The organism is Nocardia sp. NPDC049737, from assembly GCF_040674755.1.
GTDB lineage: Bacteria > Actinomycetota > Actinomycetes > Mycobacteriales > Mycobacteriaceae > Nocardia.
On sequence record NZ_JBFANH010000027.1, the window covers coordinates 65936 to 82034 of the forward strand.

Genomic DNA, 16099 nt, shown 5'->3' on the forward strand with positions numbered 1-16099 from the left:
GTCTGTGGGTGAAACCCGTGGGCTCCGCCACGGTGGCCGGTGCGGTCACGAATCGTTCTCCGTATCGAGGTCGAATTGGTGCTGGTCCTGGCGGATTGCCGCGACCATCGCGGGCTTGGCCCGCTCGAAGTCGTCGACGAACTGCCGCAGCAGTTCGGCGAATGCGGCACGGTCCTGCGGAGTCCAGGCCGCCATCACCCGGGTCAGGTTCTCGCGCCTGCGCCTGCGTATCCGCTCGGCGATCTCGCGGCCTCGTTCGGTGACGACGAGCACGGTGGCGCGGCCGTCGTTGCGATCGGCTTGCCGTTCCACCAAATGTCGGTCGACGAGGTGGGCGACATGCCGACTGACCGTCGACGCGTCCGAATGCACCGCCTCGGCGAGCGCGCCCGAACGCATCGGTCCGTCACAGAGCAGCCGGAACAGGACCGCGAACGCCGCTGGATCCACGCCGTCCTTGCTCCGCATTTGCGCCGCGGTCCGCTCCCGGATCCGTTGCAGCCGGGTGAGCTGCATCGCGATCGCGTCGACCGACAGCTCGTCCTCATCCACTCGACTCGCACCTTTACTTGCGTCAATCAATTAGTTGCGTGATACAAGTATGTGCGCGGACCAAAGGCTAGGGCAAGTGAATAACCGGCCTTTACCGGCCCTTGAACTCCGGAGCTCGCTTCTCGAACACCGACTGGATGGCCTCGGTGAGATCCTCCGACGGCAGGAATGCGGAGTTCCACGCCGAGACATAGCGCAGCCCGGCCGCCACCTGGTCCTTGGTGCGCTGCTCGAGCACATCCTTGGCACCCTGCACCACCAGCGGCGGATTCGCGGCAATCTCGCGCGCGATGGCGTGCGCCGCGTCCAGCGTCGCCTCCTGATCGGCGAATACGTCGTTGACCAGGCCGATCTTCTCGGCACGCGCCGCGTCGATGTCCTTACCGGTGTAGGCGAGTTCGCGCAGATGCCCCTCGCCGATAATGCCGGGCAGCCGGTGCAGCGAGCCGATATCGGCGACGATCGCGACCTTCGCCTCGCGCAGGCTGAACTTCGCATCCGCGCTCGCGTAGCGGATATCCGCGGCGGCGATCAGGTCCAGCCCGCCGCCGATGCACCAGCCGGAGACCGCGGCGATGACCGGCTTGCGGCAATCGGCCACCGCGGTCACCGCGGCCTGCATCCGGCGCACCTCATAGAGGAAGTCGGTACGCGGCGCGGCCAACGCTTTATCCGCCATCAACGGACCAAAGGTCCCGGCCATCGCGGGCAGGTCCAGTCCGTAGGAGAAATGTTTCCCGGAACCGGTGAGCACAATCGCACGAACCTCGGGATCGGCATCCAGTTCCCGGAAGATCTCCGGCAGCTCCCGCCAGAAATCCGGACCCATAGCATTGCCCTTGCCCGGGCCGGTCAGCGTGACCTGCGCGATGTGATCCTTGGTTTCGACGGTGAAAGCCTGCCAATCAGTCATTCGTCCAGCGTAAAGCAGGTGTGAGCAAGCCAGCCGACCAGTCTGTGCCACACGCAAATGCCGTGCAAAGTCGGTGCGCCGCACCGGTTCTCCCCTCCGGCTTTCCGACCACTGACTGAGAACTCGACCGGCATACGGCCCGCAATCGCTCTACTCTGGTTCCATGCGCAGGTCGCTTCCACCAGTCGCATGCCGGGTCGCGGATACCCTGATCGCGCGCGGCCACCATGGTGTCATCGTCACTCAGCCCGCCCCCACGCCCACCGCCGCCGATGCCGCACGTGCACTCGGCATCGATGTGGGCGCCATCACGAAATCACTGGTGTTCCTCCTGGATGATGATCCGGTGCTGCTGCTGGTTTCCGGCGCACACCAGGTCGACCTCGGGCGCACCGGCGAACGGCTGGAAGGCAAACTCACCCGCGCGCCCGCCGAGATGGTGCAGGAAGTGACCGGTCAGCCCATCGGCGGCATCGCACCCGTCGGCCATCCCACCAACCTGCCGACCTGGGTGGATAACGCGCTGTCCACACACCGGGAGGTCTGGGCCGCGGGCGGACATCCGAATACCGTGTTCCGCACCTCGTTTCGCGAACTCGTGCGCATCACCGCCGGGCTACCCATTGATGTGGATTGAACGCCACACCGGCACACGGCGTAGTTTCGTCATGTGAGCGCGCGAACCATCAACACCGCACCAACGGTCGCAGCGCAGCCGAGCGCTAGCGAGGCGCAGCTGTGACCGAAGCTCGACCCCCCGCTACGGATATCCAGATTCCCGATGATCTGAGCGGTATCACCGCCGAGCTGTACCGCGCTTCCATGCGGCACTATCCGGCGGGCGTCACCGTTGTCACCCTGGGCTCCGCGAACGGCCCGGTCGGCTTCACCGCGACCTCCTTCGCCTCGTTGTCCCTCGAACCCCCGTTGATCTCCTTCAATATCGCCCACACTTCGTCGAGCCTGACGGCATTGCAGGCGGCCGACTCCGTGGTGATCCATTTCCTCGGCGAACATCAGCACGAGCTGGCCAAGCGCTTCGCCCGCACCGCCGATCAACGCTTCAGCGATCGCTCACTTTGGACCACCCTGGACACCGGCGAGCCCGTGCTGCACGGCACGCCCATCTGGATCCGCGCCACCATCCAACAGCTGATCCCCATCGGCGATCACACCTTCGTCGTCGGGTTGGTCACCCGGGTCCACGACAGAACCGACGAACAGCCCAGCGCCGCTCCGCTGCTCTACTACCGCGGCCGCTACTACCGCCCGACCTCGCTCGAAGACTGAGCGCGGCCGGGCGGATTCGCCTGCCCGGCAACGCTGCGAAGTCCGAGGGGGATCCGATCAGCCGATCGAGCAGGGCGCGGCACCATCTGTGGAATCGGGGCGGGCGAAGGGGCGGGTCTCGGGTGTCGGATTCCAAACTCCGTCGGTGCTGGCGTAATTCCACGACGCACCCTTGTCGACCAGAGTCGCGATGGCCTCGACCAGCCGATCCACATCGTCGGAGCTGGTGCCGAGGCCGATGCTGGCGCGCAGGGCACCGTCGAGGCCTAGGCGCTCGAGCAGCGGGTGGGCGCAGAAGCGGCCGTCGCGAATGCCGATTCCGTGTTCGGCGGAGAGGTAGGCCGCGACGTGGCCGGGGATGAATCCGTCCAGGGTGAAGGCGACAATGCCGACGGTGTCGGGGCTGTCGTCCCAGATGCGCAGCAGGTTGACACCGGGAATTTCGGACAGCCCGGCGCGCAGGCGATCAGCGAGCCGTCGCTCGTGCACGGCAAGGGTTTTCGGATCGATCGCGCACAGTGCGTCACATGCGGCGGCGAGTGCGGCCGCACCCAGGACATTCGGCGAACCGGCCTCGTGACGCTGCGGCGCGGCCGCCCATTCCGCATTGGTGGTGGTGACCTCGCGGACCGCACCGCCGCCCGCCAGATACGGTTCGGCGGCATCGAGCCAATCCCGGCGTCCGACAAGCACTCCAGCGCCGAACGGTGCGTAGAGCTTGTGGCCGGAAAAAGCGAGGTAGTCGATTCCGGTGGAGCGCAGACTGATTCGACGGTGCGGTGCCAGCTGCGCGGCATCTACCAGGATACGGGCACCGCACTGGTGTGCGATGGTGGCCAGGCGCTCGAGCGGCAGCACCTCACCGGTCACATTGGAAGCACCGGTCACCGCGAGCAATGCGGCTGGCTTACTGCACAATTCGGCGATCAGCTGGCGGATCGTCTCGTCGACGGTCGCCGCGGCCTTGACGACGCGACGGCCGTGGCGGGTCCAGGGCAGGAAGTTCGCATGATGTTCGATATCCAGCACCACGGTGTCGCCGGGTACGCAGGCGGCGAGCAGATTCAGCGAATCGGTGGTGTTGCGGGTGAACACCACGACCTGGTCGTCGGCGGCGTCGAGGAACCGGGTGACCGAACCGCGCGCGGCCTCATAGCACTCGGTGGAGATCCGCGAAGCGTAACCGGCACCTCGGTGCACGCTCGCGTAGAACGGCAGCAACTGCTGCACCCGATCGGTGACCTGCGCCAATGCCGGTGCGCTTGCGGCATAGTCGAAGTTCGCGTAGGTGGTCTTTCCGCCCTGTACGAGCGGCACCTGGAGGTCGTCGCCGGAGACCCGGGCGAGGGCGGCACAGCTCTGATCGATTACAGCGGTCATCACAAAATCCCATCGGCTTTGGGACCCGAAATCCGGTGATCATCCGAGTCCGCGCTTGCCGCACCCGGTCGGGCTGCGGCCCGGTCGTCACCCGGAGCACCCCACCGCGGAGGAGGGTTGCCGACCAGCTAGCCGGGGCTTGACGCTGGTACTCATGACCTGAACCGAGATTGGCAGATGTCCCACCGCCCTGTCAACCACGTCTTGGCTGCATATACATGCAGTAGAATAAATAACCTTGCAATGCCGAGTGATGTGCGGTCTGATCGAGAGGTGACGCTTTCCCTGTTGCTCAGCTTTGTCGGCCTGTGCATCCTGCTGTCGATTACGCCCGGCCCGGATTCGTTCCTGGTGCTGCGATTCTCGATCGTGGACGCGCGACCCGGCATCGCCGCGGCGATCGGCTCGGCACTGGGCGGGATCGTGTGGGCGGTCGTGGTCGCGGCCGGCGTCGCCGCACTGCTGGAGCAATCCGCGACGGCCTACCGGACGCTCAAGGTCATCGGCGGAATCTATTTGGTGTACTTGGGAATTCGGGCGCTGATCGATCACCGCAGGCAAGACGCCGCCGCGACGTCCGGACAGTCGGCCACACAGGCTCCGACCTCGATTCGCTCAGCATTCGCCGCTGGCTTGGTGTCGTGCATGTTCAACCCGAAGGTCGGACTGTTCTACCTGGCAGTACTGCCGCAATTCCTCACCGATGTCACGTTTTTGAACACCCTCGCGCTCGGGGCCATCGAATGCTCCATTGCCGCCGTCGAAATGATCCTGCTGGCCCTGCTGGCGTCCCGGGCGGTTGCCATGTTGCGGCGCCCCCGGGTTCGCGATCGGCTCGAGCAGATCAGCGCGGCCATCCTCGCCACGCTCGGCATCGGGACCGCCGCCTCGGCCGCGTAACGCGCCGGGCCGGATAACCACCGACCCGGCGCACAGCATCACAGCTTCGGCTGAATCTCCTTGCGCCACAGTAATAATGACGCGACCAACGAAATGACGGAGGCGGCGGTGAGCCACCAGAACGCCTGCCGGAATCCGGCATCCACCGACAATCCGGCATCGGCCGCACGGTACAGCACCACCGCGAGCAATGCCGCTCCGATCGACCCGCCGACCCGCTGCAGAATATTCACGAACGCTGCCGCATCGGGCAACTGCTCGGGCCGCGCCGAGGCGTAAGCCGCGGCGACGATCGGCACCCCGGTCAACCCGGTCGCCATGCCGCGGATCAACAGAAGCACCTGTACGACAACAGGATTCATAGAGGCATCGCCGAGCGCGAACGGCACCGTGACCGCTACGGTTACCGCACTGCCGACCACCGCGACCACTCCCCCGCCGTACCGATCTGTCAACCGACCGCCGACGGGCAGCGCGATGATGCCACCGATCCCGAAGGACATGAGCAGCAACCCCGTCGCGATGAGACCGTCATGATGCAGTACCTGAAAGTACAACGGCAGCAACAGCATTGACCCGAAAAGTGACGCACCAGCGAAGGAATTCGCCATATTCGCCGTCGCGAATACCGGATGCCGGAACAGTCCCACATCGAGCAGGCTTCCACCGCGCACCGACCGTGCCACGAACAGCCCGAGCGCCAGCACCCCGACCACCACCGACACCCACACCGTCGGCGCGGAAATGCTACCGCGACTACCGAATTCACCCAGTCCATAGACCAACGCCGACAGCCCGACCCCGATCAATGCGAACCCGATGGCATCGAATCTGCCGCCATTGCCCGACGCCTGCGCCCGCGGCAATACCCGACGCCCCAGCACGAACGCCACCAGCCCGAACGGGATATTGATCAGGAACAACCACTCCCAATCCAGATTCGCCAGCATGACACCGCCGATGGTCGGCCCGATCGCGGGTGCGGCGACCACCGCGATACCGACCACACTCATCACCCGGCCCAGCCGCTGCGGTCCCGCGACCTGACCGAGCAGCGTCTGCCCAGCGGGCACCAATAGCCCCGCCGTCAGGCCCTGCGCGATCCGAAAACCGATGAGCCAGCCGATATTCGGAGCCAGCGCACACAGTCCGGATGTCACCGTGAACCCGGCGAGCGCGGTCAACCAGACCCGGTCCATTCCGAACTGCCGCCCCAGCCAACCGCACAGCGGCAGCGTGACGGCGAGTGCGAGCAGATAGCCGCTCGCGATCCACTGGGCACTGTCCAGTGCCGCACCGAGATCCGTCGCGATCGAGTTCAGCCCGATATTCACCAGCGACGTGTCCAACATGCTCATGACGGCGCCGAAGACCACCACACCGGCCACCCGCCATACCCGCGCGGGAATGGGTTCGAGTGCGGGTGCGGTGGCGGCGACGGCCGTTCGAGTATCCGACATGGATCCTCCGCTATTTGTAGACAACCTAGATTGCGGAGGTTATCAACAATCTGGCACCTCAACAATAGATATAATTACCGAATGCCCGCTGACCACATTTACCCTCGCGGCCTGCTCCGCTTCCCGACGTACGCGCTCGGCAAGCTGCACAAGGCCGTTCACGCCGAGATGGGCACGTCATTGCGCGAACACTGGGTGCTGGTCTGCCTGGAGGAGTTCGACGATCTGTCCCAGCAGCAGGTCTCCACCGCTCTCGGCATCGACCGCAGCGAGGTGGTCCGGCTCATCGACGGCCTGGAGGAGGCCGGATTCGTCATCCGCACCCGCGATTCGATGGACCGGCGCAAATACCGGCTGTCTATCACCCAGTCCGGGCGCGCCGAGCGCCGCAAGACCGATGAGCTCATCGAAAAGGCCGCCGAGCGGGTGCTGTACCGACTCGACGAGGACGAGCGGCGCACGCTGCACCGCCTGGCACTGAAGGCGCTCGGCGAAGAGGTTTGAGGCGATAGGGCGCAGGTACCGTAGACAGTTGGTCACCGTGGCGTTTGCCCACTGGTAACCCTGCTGTGAAACAACAACGAGGAAGCGCTAGGCAGGTCTATGAGAGGTGGGCACGACGTGATGCTGCGGCCGCAGGTCGACACCGCGGCGGGCACGGACCCCGTGAACGGGCTCCGCACACCCGATCCCTTGCTGTGCGGCGCACTCGCGCCGCAGGCCAGGACCCTTGTCGACATCCTGAACAGCACCGCGGCGGCCCATCCGGAGGCGCCCGCCATCGATGACGGTCGGGTAGTGCTCAGCTACACCGAATTGCTGACCGAAATCGACGCCGGAGTCGTGCGCTTGACCGCGGCGGGTGTGCGCCCCGGCGACCGCGTCGGCGTGCGCCTGCCGTCCGGCACACATGAGCTTTACGTCACTATTCTGGCCATTCTTTTCGCCGGTGCGGCCTACGTCCCGGTGGACGCCGATGACCCGGAGGAACGCGCCCGACTCGTCTTCGGTGAGGCCCGCGTCACCGCGATCGTGACCGCGGCAGGCATCGAGCCGATAGCCGTCGAACGGCCCGAGTCCCGCGAGGCATCGACCGTTCGTCCCACACCCAACGACGATGCCTGGATCATCTTCACCTCCGGATCCACCGGAACCCCGAAGGGCGTCGCCGTCACCCACCGCAATGCCGCCGCCTTCGTCGACGCGGAAGCGCGCCTGTTCCTGCCGGATGCCCCGATCGGTCCGGACGACCGGGTCCTGGCCGGACTCTCGGTCGCCTTCGATGCTTCGTGTGAGGAAATGTGGCTGGCCTGGCGCAATGGCGCCTGCCTGGTCCCGGCACCGCGCGCCCTGGTCCGCACCGGCGCGGATCTCGGTCCCTGGCTGGTCCGACACGAAATCAGCGTCGTCTCGACGGTCCCCACCCTTGCCGCGACCTGGCCCGCCGAGGCACTCGAGCCGGTCCGGCTGCTGATCTTCGGCGGCGAGGCGGTACCGCCCGAACTCGCCGAACGCCTTGCCGGAAGCCCCGCGGCGCGAGCGCCGGGCCCGGAGGAGGTAGCGGAGCGTGACCACATAGGGCCCCGCGAACGCCGCGAATCAGATACCGAACGTGAGGTCTGGAATACCTACGGCCCCACCGAGGCGACAGTCGTTGCTTGTGCGGCACTGCTGGACGGCAGCTTCCCGGTCCGGATCGGACTGCCGCTGCACGGCTGGGATCTGGCCGTTGTCGACGCCGCCGGAAACCCGGTGGACGAGGGCGAATCCGGTGAACTCGTGATCGGCGGAGTCGGCCTGGCCCGCTACCTCGATCCGGCCAAGGACGCCGAAAAATACGCTCCACTACCGTCACTCGGTTGGGACCGCGCCTACCGAAGCGGCGATCTGGTGCGCAAAGACAGCGCTGGTCTCATCTTCCTCGGCCGCGCCGACGATCAGATCAAACTCGGCGGCCGCCGCATCGAACTCGGCGAACTCGACAATGCCCTACAGCACCTACCCGGCGTCACCGGGGCCGCGGCCGCGATCCGAACCACCAAGGCGGGCAACAAAGTCCTGCTGGGCTACCTGACCGGCACCGCACCCGATTTCGACCTCAGGGCCGCGAGAGCTCAACTCGCCGAACAACTTCCGGCACCGCTGGTTCCCCGACTCGCCATCGTCTCGGACCTGCCCACCCGCACCTCGGGCAAGGTCGACCGCGATGCCCTGCCGTGGCCGCTGCCGAACACCTCCGAAACCGACACCGTGACCGGCGAACTCACCGAAACCGAGCAATGGATTGCCGGACTGTGGGATTCGATCCTGGGTGCCGAGGTCACCGGTCCGGATATCGACTTCTTCGACCTCGGCGGCGGCTCGCTCTCGGCGGCACAGCTGGTCACCGCACTGCGCGAACGTTATCCGCGCATTACCGTCGCCGATCTCTACGACCATCCACGTCTCGGCGCGCTGGCCGAACTGCTCGATGAGACCTCGCCGAGCGCCGCTGTCGAGGAACGGATCGTGCGCCCGACGCCACTGCGCGCCCAATGGGCCCAGGTGTTGGCCACCGTCCCACTCACCACGCTCACCGGCCTACAGTGGCTCACCTGGTTGGCCATCGTCGGCAATATCGCGGGCTGGTCCGGCTCGCTGCCCTGGCTGCCACATCTGTCCTGGTGGTGGACGCTGGTCGCCTTCCTGATCTTCATCTCACCGCCCGGTCGCATGGTGATCTGCGCGAGCGGCGCTCGGATTCTGCTGCGCGGCGTGCGGCCCGGCAGTTACGCGCGCGGCGGATCGGAACACCTACGACTGTGGGCGGCGGTCCGGCTCTCGGAGGCCAGCGGTGCGGAGAGTCTCTCCGGTGCACCGTGGATGGTGCCCTTCGCGCGGGCACTCGGCGCGAAGATCGGCAAGGGCGTCGATCTGCATAGCCTGCCGCCGGTCACCGGCATGCTCGAACTCGGCGACGGCTGCAGTGTCGAGCCCGAGGTCGACCTGTCGGGCTACTGGATCGATGGCGATGTGGTGCACATCGGCCCGATCACCATTGGTGCGGGCGCGGTGATCGGTGCGCGCTCGATCCTGTTACCCGGCAGCAAAATCGGCAAGAATGCGGAGATCGCGGCCGGATCGTCGGTATCGGGCAAGGTGAAGGCCGAACAGGAGTGGGCCGGCTCGCCCGCCACGAAAGTCGGTAAGGCCCAGCATCGTTGGCCCGCACACACTCCCGCGAGGGCCGCGCACTGGGTCGCGATTTTCGGCGTGACCTCGATGGCATTGGCGGCCATGCCCATTCTCGGTTTGGCCGCGGGCGGTGCATTCATTGCCTGGTTCATTCGCGATGCCCGCACACTCGCGGGTGCACTCGCAGAGGGTTTCGCCATCCTGCCCGTCGCAACGCTGCTCAGCCTCGCCGTCTACACCGTGGCCACCCTCATCGCAGTCCGGCTGCTCAGCATTGGACTCATCGAAGGACATCATCCCGTCCGCAGCCGGGTCGGCTGGCAGGCCTGGGCCACCGAGCGGCTGCTGGATTCGGCGCGCACCTTCCTGTTCCCGCTCTACGCCAGCCTGCTGACCCCGGTGTGGCTGCGCCTGCTCGGCGCGAAGGTCGGTAAGAGCGTCGAGGCGTCCACGGTGCTGCTGCTACCGAAATTCACCACGGTCGCCGACGGTGCATTCCTCGCCGACGACACCATGATCGCCAGCTACGAACTCGGCGGCGGCTGGCTGCACATCGGTGATGCAAAGGTCGGCAAGCGCGCCTTCCTCGGCAATTCCGGTATGACCGCACCCGGTCGACGAGTGCCGAAAAACGGCCTGGTCGCGGTGCTTTCGGCGGCACCGTCCAAGGCCAAGGCCGGTTCGTCCTGGCTCGGCAGCCCCCCGGTGCGACTGCGCCGCGCCTCCGAAACCGGCGATACCGAACGCACCTTCGAGCCACCGCTGCGGCTGAAGGTGTTCCGCGGCATCGTGGAAACCTGCCGACTGCTCCCGGTGCTCGTGACCTTCGCCATCGGCCTCGGCGTGCTGTTCACGCTGGCCTGGATCGCGGAATCGGCCGGATACTTTGTCGCCGGACTGCTCTGCGGTCTGGTGCTGATGGCCGCCGGTGCGATCGCGGGGGCAAGTGCGGTCACCGCGAAGTGGTTGCTTGTCGGGCGAATTCGCGCCGAGGAGCATCCACTGTGGAGTTCGTTCGTATGGCGCAACGAGGTTGCCGACACCTTCGTCGAAACCGTTGCCGCGCCGTGGTTCGCGCGCGCCGCGACCGGCACCCCCGTACTGAATCTGTGGCTTCGTGGACTCGGCGCCAAGATCGGCCGCGGGGTATGGTGCGAGTCCTATTGGCTACCGGAGGCGGACCTGGTGACACTCGGTGACGGCGCGACCGTGGAACGCGGCTGCGTGGTGCAGACCCACCTTTTCCACGATCGAATCATGGCCATGGACACCGTGATCCTGGACGCGGGCGCTACCCTCGGACCGCACTGCGTCGCCCTGCCCGCCGCGAGCATCGGCGCCGGCGCGACCATCGGCCCTGCCTCGCTGGTCATGCGCGGTGACACCGTGCCGCCGTCCACCCGCTGGTGGGGCAATCCGATCGCGCCGTGGTCCAGTCCGGTGCCGAGGCCGAGCGAGGCCGGAGCGGCCAACTGATGCGGGCCAAGTTCTACGAAGAGCCCATCGACGAATACCTACCGCAGAACGGAAATCGCGGCTATCGGGTATCGCGGTACGAACTGGAGCTGACCTACAAGCTCGCCAGCAACCGACTGGCGGGCCGCGCCGAGATCACCGCGGTGACTACCGCCGTCCGAGAGCGTTTCGCATTCGACCTGTCCCAGTCGCTCACCGTCGCCAAGGTCTTCGTCAACGGGAGCAAGGCCGCGAAGTACACCCATCAACACGGCAAACTCGTGATCACCCCGCAGCAGCGGATTCCGGCGGGCGGGGTACTCGGCCTGGTCATCCAGTACGCGGGCATACCGAAGCCGGTGCGCGGGCCGTGGGGCGAGGTCGGCTGGGAGGAACTGACCGAGGGTGCCTTGGTCGCCAGTCAGCCCAATGGCGCCGCATCCTGGTTCCCCTGTGACGATCACCCGAGTTCCAAAGCCAGCTACCGGATTTCGATAACCACCGACACCCCGTACTACGCGCTGGCCAACGGCACCCTGCTGCGCAAGCAGACCAAGGCCAGCCAGACCACCTGGGTCTACGAACAGCCCGAACCGATGTCGAGCTATCTGGCCACCATACAAATCGGGCCGTACCGCAAACACCGCATCGGCAGCCCGCGCGGTTCGGTGCCGATGCAGGCCGTGGTCCCGCCGCGACTGCGCGCGAATTTCGAACACGACTTCGAGCGCCAGCCGAAGATGATGGAGCTGTTCACCGAGAAGTTCGGCCCATACCCGTTCGAGGCCTACACCGTCGTGATCACCGATGACGAGCTGGAGATCCCGATCGAAGCGCAGGGCATTTCCATCTTCGGCGCCAACCACTGCGACGGCCGCCGCGGCGCGGAACGCCTGGTCGCACATGAACTCGCGCACCAGTGGTTCGGCAATAGCCTGACCATCCGGCAATGGCGTGATATCTGGCTGCACGAGGGCTTCGCCTGCTATGCCGAGTGGATCTGGTCGGAGGCAGCGGGCGGGCCGACCGCCGATCAGCTGGCGCGCGCTGCCCGGCACAATCTGTTCCGGCAGCCGCAGGACATCATCGTGGGTGATCCGGGCACGCAGCGCATGTTCGACGATCGCGTCTACAAGCGCGGCGCGCTCACCCTGCATGCGCTGCGGTTGGAGATCGGGGAGCTTGCCTTCTGGGATCTATTGCGCGAGTGGACGATTCGCTATCGGCACGCGTCGGTGAGCACCGAGGAGTTCACCGATCTGGCCGGCCATTACAGTCTGGTGCCGCTACGGTCGCTGTGGGACGCATGGTTGCTTTCCGAGCCGCTGCCGCAATTGCCGCCCTCCGGTGGGCAGGCTAATTCGACCTCGCGTTAGAAAACCAGGTAGCGCGCCGCGAGTTCTTCGACCAGCGGATCGTCTTCGGCGACGCTGTCGAGTGCGTCCAGATCGGCACCGACCGAGATCTCGCGCGGGTCGTCCTGCTCTTGGTCCCGGATGCCGTCCTCTTCGAGCTGGCGCAATAGTTTCGCCCGCACGCGTTCCTTCAACGAATCACTCATATATGAAGCCTTCCTGAAAAACGGCTAGACCGGCGTGAGCCAGGTCCCCCACGGCGTATTTCGCAGCACCGAATACCCGATGAGCAGCGCGAAGAAAAGCCACATCGTGGTGCGGCTGATCCGAGGTAGTCGCATCCGTTCGCCGCGCCAGGCGCGGATCGACCAGTCACCGATCCACAGCACGAAGGCCAGCACCAGCGGCAGCACGAGCAGATTGCTGTGTACCGCATCGAGAATTCGGCCGTCGGTCAGATTGTGCATGCCGCGCATGCCGCCGCAGCCGGGGCAATACAACCCCGTCAGCGCGTACACCGGGCAGATTCCGTAGGAGCCTTCGCCGTGCGGATCGCGGAAATGCAGCAGGGTCGCGACTCCGATACCGACGCCCGCCGCCACCAGCGGCCACCCCATGGCGCGCAGCCCGATACGCCTCGGCTGTTCCGGTCCTTGATGTGCGACCGATACCGCATGCCTCATCTCCACAAGCACCAACGGTAGCCGCGGCCGCCCCACCCCCGCCACAGCTCGTCCCCGCTACACGGTGGACCGCTGGTACGCCGGACAGCGATTTCTCCGGCTCGGTCGCGGTCGAAATGGACGCCGGAGACCGTTCATCCGTGGTCGTTTTCGTTCGCGCTCCCAATCGCCGCGATGTCCCGGAGATTTCCACCCGGACGATCCGGTCCGCCTGGTGATGCCCGAGGTTATCGCCGGCTTCCTCGCCTCCAGCCGAGCTTCGGCCGCCGCAGGCTGGCGCCAGCTGCACCCGTCGTCGACGCCCGAGAACCGGCGACCGTGGGTCGGACCGCGATTGGGGGCGACAGGGCACGACGGCGTGGGTAACGGGCGGCTCGGGCACCGGCGATATCCAAGAAGAAGCGGCTCGTGCTCATGTTTCTTCACGACAGACTATTGGCCGACCTAATTTCGGGTATCCACCCGATAGAGCCAGGATTCCGCCACTGGGAGCGCTAGCAGTAGCAAGCACTCAGCTTGCACTGTACTGTGGCGGCAGACACAAAGGAGTGCTCAAATGCTGGTCAAGTCGATGAGGACGCTGGCTGAAGTGCGCGGAGACGAACCGTTGACCGCCGCCTACCGTGCCGGACTTCGGTCCCGGACATACCGGACCGCGTCGCTCAACAAGCCCGCCGCCACCCCCGAGATAATCCCGGTAACCACCGTGGACGGGGCCAAACTCAGGGTCCATGCCTACGGTCCCGCCGACGGCGATGTCATCGTCTTGATCCACGGCTGGAGCTGCTGCATCGAGTACTGGAATCCGCAGATCAACGCCTTCGCCGACCGCTACCGCGTGCTCGCCTACGATCAGCGCGGCCACGGCGAGAGCACCCTCGGCAGCACCGGCCCGGGCGCACAGACGCTGGCCGACGACCTCGAAGCCGTGCTCGAGGCAGCTGTCCCACTCGGCAAGCGCGCCGTCCTCGTCGGGCACAGCATGGGTGGAATCACCTTGCAGGCGTGGGCATCTCGCTATCCGGAACAGGTCACTCGACGCGCCTGCGCCGTCGTCATGGCTAACACCGCGGCCAGCGATATCCGCTACGAAACCGATCTGCTGCCGCTGTTCAACAAGCCGCTCATGGTGGCCAAGCGGCCGTTGACCGTACTCGGGGCCAGCGTCCGCGTGCCGCTCGTTATCGCGGAAACCGCACTCAGCGCGCCGATTCCGCTGCCGGGCGGCTGGCCGGTCAGCGCGGTCTTCAAGGCCCGGGTGATGTCCAAGCCCGCCACCCGTGACGAGGTTGACTTCGCGCTCGGCATCGTCCGCTCGTGTCGCCCGCTCACCCGCGGCCTGCACGCCGCCGCCATCGGCAGCCTGGACCTGGGCGACGCCGCGAAGCACCTGACGGTGCCGACCACGGTCATCGCGGGCGCGGAGGATCACCTGCTGCCCGAACGCATGTCCCGCCCGATCGTCGAGGCCCTGTCCGAAGCGGGTCATCTCGCCGACTACCAGGTCTGGCCGACCGGCCACCTCGGCAATATCGAGGCCGCCGACCGCTTCAATACCCTGCTCGCCGACGTGGTCCAGCGCGCCAACCCACGCACGGCCGCCGCGGGCTGACCCGAACCTCTGCTGGGGCTGGTCAACGGCGCCCGGCCCCAGCAGAAAATTCCTTGAACGCCACTGGTCACGGTTGTTATCTTCGACGGGTGATCACCATTCGACGGATCTGGCGTCGGCTGCCTCAGCAGCCCTGATCAACCATGTCCACGGGCTGTACGCGGCCCGTGAATGTTCCTGCGCGGAACGAGGTTTCGTACGGCCCTCGATCGTCCAGGAGCCCCACGTTGAATTCCTACTCCGCCACCCGCGACCGCAGTGACGCACTCGCAGACGCCATCGCGGCCAATCCCAGCCGATACCGGGTCCTCACCGGCGAACGACCAACCGGCCCGCTGCATCTCGGCCACTACTTCGGGACGATCGCCGAACGAGTACGGCTGCACAATCTCGGCGTCGATACCTTCGTCATCCTCGCCGACTACCAGGTCATCACCGACCGCGACGGCATCGGCCCCGTCCGCGACAACGTCTACAACGCCGTTCTCGACTACCTCGCCGCAGGCGTCGACCCGAACCGCGCGACGATCTTCACCCATTCGGCAGTCCCCGCACTCAACCAGCTGATGTTGCCCTTCCTGAGTCTGGTCACCGAGGCCGAACTACATCGAAATCCCACGGTCAAGGCCGAACACGCCGCGGCAGGGCGCGCATTGAGCGGACTACTGCTGACCTACCCGGTCCATCAGGCCGCCGACATCCTGTTCTGCAAGGGAAATCTGGTCCCCGTCGGCAAGGACAACCTGCCGCACATCGAATTGACCAGGGTGATCGCCCGCCGCTTCAACGAACGCTACGGCCACACCTTCCCGCAGCCGCAACCTCTGCTGACCGCGACTCCCGAAATTCCGGGCCTCGACGGACGAAAGATGTCGAAAAGCTACGGCAATGCGATCGCCCTCTCGATGACCGCCGACCAAACCGCCGCCGTCATCCGCCGCACCCAGACCGACGCCGACCGGACTATCACCTTCGACCCCGAACACCGCCCCGGCATCTGCGCCCTACTGACCACCGCGGCACGCTGCACCGGCATCGACGAACAAACCCTCGCCGCCGATATCGGCGATGCCGGAGCCGGAGCCCTCAAGAAATTCACCACCGACGCGGTCAACGACTACTTCGCCGCACACCGCCGACGTCGCGCAGACCTCGCCCGCGACCCGGAGTTCGTCCGCACCGTCCTGCGCGCCGGAAACGAACGCGCGAACGAAATCGCAAACCACACCCTCGACGAGGTCCGCGCCGCAACGGCAACAACTACTGACGCACAACCACCGACATGCCCACGCCCGAAACGAACACGCCAACGAAATCGCAAACCA

14 protein-coding genes and 1 riboswitch are annotated in these 16099 nt (G+C 66.1%); of the genes, 8 read left to right on the plus strand and 6 right to left on the minus strand.

The annotated features are described in order from the left end of the window. Positions 1–45 precede the first annotated feature (45 nt). Positions 46–552 carry a MarR family transcriptional regulator gene (locus AB0J47_RS31065; RefSeq protein WP_364354014.1) on the minus strand — a complete coding sequence of 169 codons (507 nt, stop codon included), beginning with the start codon at positions 550–552 and terminating at the stop codon, positions 46–48. A gap of 91 nt (positions 553–643) precedes the next feature. Then, on the minus strand, positions 644–1465 hold the full coding sequence (locus AB0J47_RS31070) for a crotonase/enoyl-CoA hydratase family protein (RefSeq protein ID WP_364354017.1): 822 nt from the start codon (positions 1463–1465) through the stop codon (positions 644–646). Positions 1466–1628: 163 nt separating this feature from the next. Between AB0J47_RS31070 and AB0J47_RS31075 the strand changes: the two genes are divergently transcribed. Next, positions 1629–2102 (plus strand): YbaK/EbsC family protein, encoded by a 474-nt coding sequence (locus tag AB0J47_RS31075; RefSeq protein ID WP_364354020.1) that lies wholly within the window; start codon positions 1629–1631, stop codon positions 2100–2102. 101 nt (positions 2103–2203) lie between these two features. Then, a complete protein-coding gene (locus AB0J47_RS31080; protein WP_364354023.1) occupies positions 2204–2755 on the plus strand; it encodes a flavin reductase family protein in 552 nt (183 codons plus the stop codon). 57 nt (positions 2756–2812) lie between these two features. Here AB0J47_RS31080 and AB0J47_RS31085 read toward each other — a convergent pair whose 3' ends face one another. Continuing rightward, entirely contained in the window at positions 2813–4135 is a 1323-nt protein-coding gene (locus AB0J47_RS31085; protein ID WP_364354026.1) for an aminotransferase class V-fold PLP-dependent enzyme, read from the minus strand. 46 nt (positions 4136–4181) lie between these two features. Then, a riboswitch (SAM riboswitch) is annotated at positions 4182–4295 on the minus strand. A 113-nt stretch (positions 4296–4408) separates the two neighbouring features. Between AB0J47_RS31085 and AB0J47_RS31090 the strand changes: the two genes are divergently transcribed. Next, positions 4409–5035 carry a LysE family translocator gene (locus AB0J47_RS31090; RefSeq protein WP_364354029.1) on the plus strand — a complete coding sequence of 209 codons (627 nt, stop codon included), beginning with the start codon at positions 4409–4411 and terminating at the stop codon, positions 5033–5035. 38 nt (positions 5036–5073) lie between these two features. Here the strand turns inward: AB0J47_RS31090 and AB0J47_RS31095 are convergent, their stop codons facing one another. Further along, on the minus strand, positions 5074–6495 hold the full coding sequence (locus AB0J47_RS31095; protein ID WP_364354032.1) for a DHA2 family efflux MFS transporter permease subunit: 1422 nt from the start codon (positions 6493–6495) through the stop codon (positions 5074–5076). 81 nt (positions 6496–6576) lie between these two features. Here AB0J47_RS31095 and AB0J47_RS31100 point away from each other — a divergent pair, with 81 nt between their 5' ends. The 3 genes from AB0J47_RS31100 (at position 6577) to AB0J47_RS31110 (ending at position 12500) form a co-directional block, all read left to right on the plus strand. Continuing rightward, positions 6577–6999: a MarR family transcriptional regulator gene (locus AB0J47_RS31100; RefSeq protein ID WP_364354035.1), complete on the plus strand. Its 423-nt coding sequence runs from the start codon at positions 6577–6579 to the stop codon at positions 6997–6999. 99 nt (positions 7000–7098) lie between these two features. Beyond that, positions 7099–11145, plus strand: coding sequence for a Pls/PosA family non-ribosomal peptide synthetase (locus tag AB0J47_RS31105; protein WP_364354038.1), 4047 nt, complete (start codon positions 7099–7101; stop codon positions 11143–11145). Further along, positions 11145–12500, plus strand: a complete 1356-nt coding sequence (locus AB0J47_RS31110; protein ID WP_364354041.1) for a M1 family metallopeptidase — start codon at positions 11145–11147, stop codon at positions 12498–12500. The genes AB0J47_RS31105 and AB0J47_RS31110 overlap by 1 nt, the downstream gene beginning before the upstream one ends. On the opposite strand, the gene AB0J47_RS31115 is transcribed toward AB0J47_RS31110, so the two are convergent. Further along, on the minus strand, positions 12497–12685 hold the full coding sequence (locus AB0J47_RS31115; protein WP_364354044.1) for a hypothetical protein: 189 nt from the start codon (positions 12683–12685) through the stop codon (positions 12497–12499). The genes AB0J47_RS31110 and AB0J47_RS31115 overlap by 4 nt on opposite strands. Before the next feature lie 24 nt (positions 12686–12709). Further along, a complete protein-coding gene (locus AB0J47_RS31120; RefSeq protein WP_364354239.1) occupies positions 12710–13162 on the minus strand; it encodes a DUF2752 domain-containing protein in 453 nt (150 codons plus the stop codon). 556 nt (positions 13163–13718) lie between these two features. On the opposite strand from AB0J47_RS31120, the gene AB0J47_RS31125 reads away from it, so the two are divergent. Together AB0J47_RS31125 and trpS are read left to right on the plus strand one after the other, a co-directional pair. Further along, positions 13719–14774 (plus strand): alpha/beta fold hydrolase, encoded by a 1056-nt coding sequence (locus tag AB0J47_RS31125; RefSeq protein WP_364354047.1) that lies wholly within the window; start codon positions 13719–13721, stop codon positions 14772–14774. A gap of 227 nt (positions 14775–15001) precedes the next feature. Continuing rightward, positions 15002–16099, plus strand: a 1098-nt coding sequence (gene trpS / locus AB0J47_RS31130) for a tryptophan--tRNA ligase (RefSeq protein ID WP_364354050.1), incomplete at its 3' end; no start/stop codon positions are given.

Coding starts and splice junctions, on each gene's coding strand:
- AB0J47_RS31070 (WP_364354017.1), bottom strand. CDS start 1,465: ATGACTGATTGGCAGGCTTTCACCGTCGAAACCAAGGATCACATCGCG.
- AB0J47_RS31115 (WP_364354044.1), bottom strand. CDS start 12,685: ATGAGTGATTCGTTGAAGGAACGCGTGCGGGCGAAACTATTGCGCCAG.
- AB0J47_RS31110 (WP_364354041.1), top strand. CDS start 11,145: ATGCGGGCCAAGTTCTACGAAGAGCCCATCGACGAATACCTACCGCAG.
- AB0J47_RS31125 (WP_364354047.1), top strand. CDS start 13,719: ATGCTGGTCAAGTCGATGAGGACGCTGGCTGAAGTGCGCGGAGACGAA.
- AB0J47_RS31085 (WP_364354026.1), bottom strand. CDS start 4,135: ATGACCGCTGTAATCGATCAGAGCTGTGCCGCCCTCGCCCGGGTCTCC.
- AB0J47_RS31100 (WP_364354035.1), top strand. CDS start 6,577: ATGCCCGCTGACCACATTTACCCTCGCGGCCTGCTCCGCTTCCCGACG.
- AB0J47_RS31105 (WP_364354038.1), top strand. CDS start 7,099: ATGAGAGGTGGGCACGACGTGATGCTGCGGCCGCAGGTCGACACCGCG.
- AB0J47_RS31120 (WP_364354239.1), bottom strand. CDS start 13,162: ATGAGGCATGCGGTATCGGTCGCACATCAAGGACCGGAACAGCCGAGG.
- AB0J47_RS31095 (WP_364354032.1), bottom strand. CDS start 6,495: ATGTCGGATACTCGAACGGCCGTCGCCGCCACCGCACCCGCACTCGAA.
- AB0J47_RS31075 (WP_364354020.1), top strand. CDS start 1,629: ATGCGCAGGTCGCTTCCACCAGTCGCATGCCGGGTCGCGGATACCCTG.